The sequence below is a fragment of the Paraburkholderia sp. BR10141 genome (genome assembly GCF_056155635.1).
The window spans coordinates 1-2,292 of record NZ_JBMIQH010000101.1 but is presented as its reverse complement, the minus strand read 5'-3'; the positions used below and the strand labels follow the sequence as shown (position 1 = coordinate 2,292).

2 protein-coding genes and 1 pseudogene are annotated in these 2,292 nt (G+C 56.5%); 2 read left to right on the top strand and 1 reads right to left on the bottom strand.

Going from position 1 to position 2,292, the window contains the following annotated elements; all coding sequences use genetic code 11:
* Positions 1-432 precede the first annotated feature (432 nt).
* Positions 433-666 carry a hypothetical protein gene (locus tag ACOJB8_RS40940; protein ID WP_368662001.1) on the top strand — a complete coding sequence of 78 codons (234 nt, stop codon included), beginning with the start codon at positions 433-435 and terminating at the stop codon, positions 664-666.
* A gap of 84 nt (positions 667-750) precedes the next feature.
* Entirely contained in the window at positions 751-1,479 is a 729-nt protein-coding gene (locus ACOJB8_RS40935) for a GntR family transcriptional regulator (protein ID WP_083245650.1), read from the top strand.
* Positions 1,480-1,567: 88 nt separating this feature from the next.
* On the opposite strand, the pseudogene ACOJB8_RS40930 reads toward ACOJB8_RS40935, so the two are convergent.
* Positions 1,568-2,080: pseudogene (locus ACOJB8_RS40930) on the bottom strand (IS3 family transposase); the annotation flags it as partial.
* Positions 2,081-2,292: the final 212 nt, after the last annotated feature.

Sequence of the window (2,292 nt, the reverse complement as noted above, 5' to 3'; positions counted from 1 at the left end):
CTCAAGCTTAATCCGCGTCCCTTGAGGTGCGGCAGGTCCATACATGATGTCTAGGAGGCTCTTGAAATAGCTTCCGACGTGGTCATCGGAGGGAAGCGGTAAACATTGAAACGAGGAACGGACAACACTGAGACCAAACGCTGCGCGGAGCGGACGACCCTTATCCCGTCGAGCGAGTTGTCGCTCGTGCGAATCAATTTGGTTGATATGAAGGTGGATGGAGGAAAGGCAGCAGGCCAAGGGCAATGCAGTCGCAGCGCGCACATCCCGCAGATTGGGGCGGTCTTGTGACATGGGAGCGGCGCTCGACGGCATACGACAGACGGCCAAAGGCCGACCGGGTGTAAAGCTGACCACCCTGTTGCATCACATCTACGCGGTCGACCGCTTGCGGGCAGCTTACTTCGGGCGGGAGCGCAAGGGGCTGCCGGGGTGGACGGCGAGACGTGGCAGTCGTACGGACTGGACCTTGAAGGCCGGCTTCTGGACCTGTCCGACCGGCTCGCCCGAGGGGCTTACCGGCCCCAGCCTATCAGACGCGTGTACTTCGACAAAGCCGACGGCAGCAAACGCCCGCTGGGCGTGCCGGCGCTGGAGGACAAGCTTGTCCAGCTTGCCACGGTCGAAGTACTCAATGCGATCTACCACCCAGTGGAAACGCAATAGACGTCTATCAGGTTAGTGCAGTTTCATTGGTTCAGTGGAACAGAACATATGATAAGTTTACGAGCGACCGCGATTAAGGTTTGCATGTTTTGTGGAGTTTTTCTGAGTGAAAAAATGATAGCAAAGCGACTACACGAAAAAATTCGGCACGAGATAACGCGGCGTGTGGCAGAGCAGGAGTATGCCGTGGGCGAACGACTGCCGTCGATCTGCGAGCTCGCCGATAGTTTCGGTGTCAGTGTGACAACTGTAGGTCGCGCAATAGAAGATCTCCGGTCGACTGGGATAGTGGACTGCGTGCCCGGGCGTGGAATCTTTGTGAGGGAGAAGCGACGATTCATCCTTGATTTTGGTTTTTCGCTTACGCGTTCTGTCGGTCGGCAGCCCCCTGTTATTGAGCCACAGACCACGATAGTTTCCGTAACACGAGAAGAGCTCTCAAGCTTCGCATTCAGAGAATTTGATGTTCCAATTGAACCCATTTGCTGTGTCAGAACGTTGACGTCGATTGCTACAATGCCGATTGTGTTTGACACTCTATACGTGTCGCAATGCTTTGGCGATGATATTGTTGACGAGCTGGATAGGAAGTCGGTTGGTGAGTTGCTACATGACCGTGGAATTTCCGTCGAAAGCTCAAGATTGCTTTTACAAGCACGGCCTGCCTCGGATGAGGCGAAAGCTGTCTTTTCGATTCCAGAAGGATTTCCAACGCTACAGCGGGTTTATCAGTTAATAGCAGAAGACCCAGTGGTCTCGGTCTTTGGGGTATCCGAGTCGCCGTTCGACCGGCTGGCATGGAGGACGGAGTGAATGGGATGGGATGTTTCGGGTCGAGGGCAATGCTGATTGACAGTGTCACGTGAGATTCCCCCGGTTTTTCGCCTTCCAGAGGCCCGGGTTATGCAGCCGCACCTCTTGTCCGCTGAGCCACAAGCCAGTCTTGCATGACCTGGGATGGCGACGCGAAGCCAAGCGATGAGTGACGACGACTGCGGTTATAAAACTCTTCGAAATATTCGAACGTCCGCCACGGCTTCGCGATGCGTGCGATACCTCGTGTCATGCAGGCGCTCGTTCTTCAGGCTGTTGAAGAAACTTTCCGTCGGTGCGTTATCCCAGCAACTGCCTTTGCGGCTCATGGAGCATCGGATGCCGTACGAGCTCAGCTTACGCTGGAAGTCGTAGCTGGCGTATTGACTGCCCCTATCCGAATGATGCAGCGCGCCGGGCGCGGGCCGGCGGCGGAACCATTCCATCGTCAACGCATCGGTTACGACTCCGCCGTCAAACGCGGCTTGACCGACCAGCCCACGAACCGGTTGAACAGGTCCAGCGTTACCGCCAGATACAACCAACCTTCGTCGGTTCAGATGCACGTGATGTCCGAGGTGAACACCTGATTGGGTTGCGACCAATGCGCAGACCTCGGGGCGCTGTACATCGACGGCTTTGATGACCCAAGGCGCTCCCTTGCAGGCCTGCTTAGCCGCGAGTGTGCCGGCGCTAATCATGCGAAGTACCGTCATCTTGCTCGTGCCGAGGGCGAGAAGGTCCGCACCGAGGACATTGAATTCGTGAGCCCGTATGCGACGCACAACATTCGCCGCTTCGGGCGCTACCGGC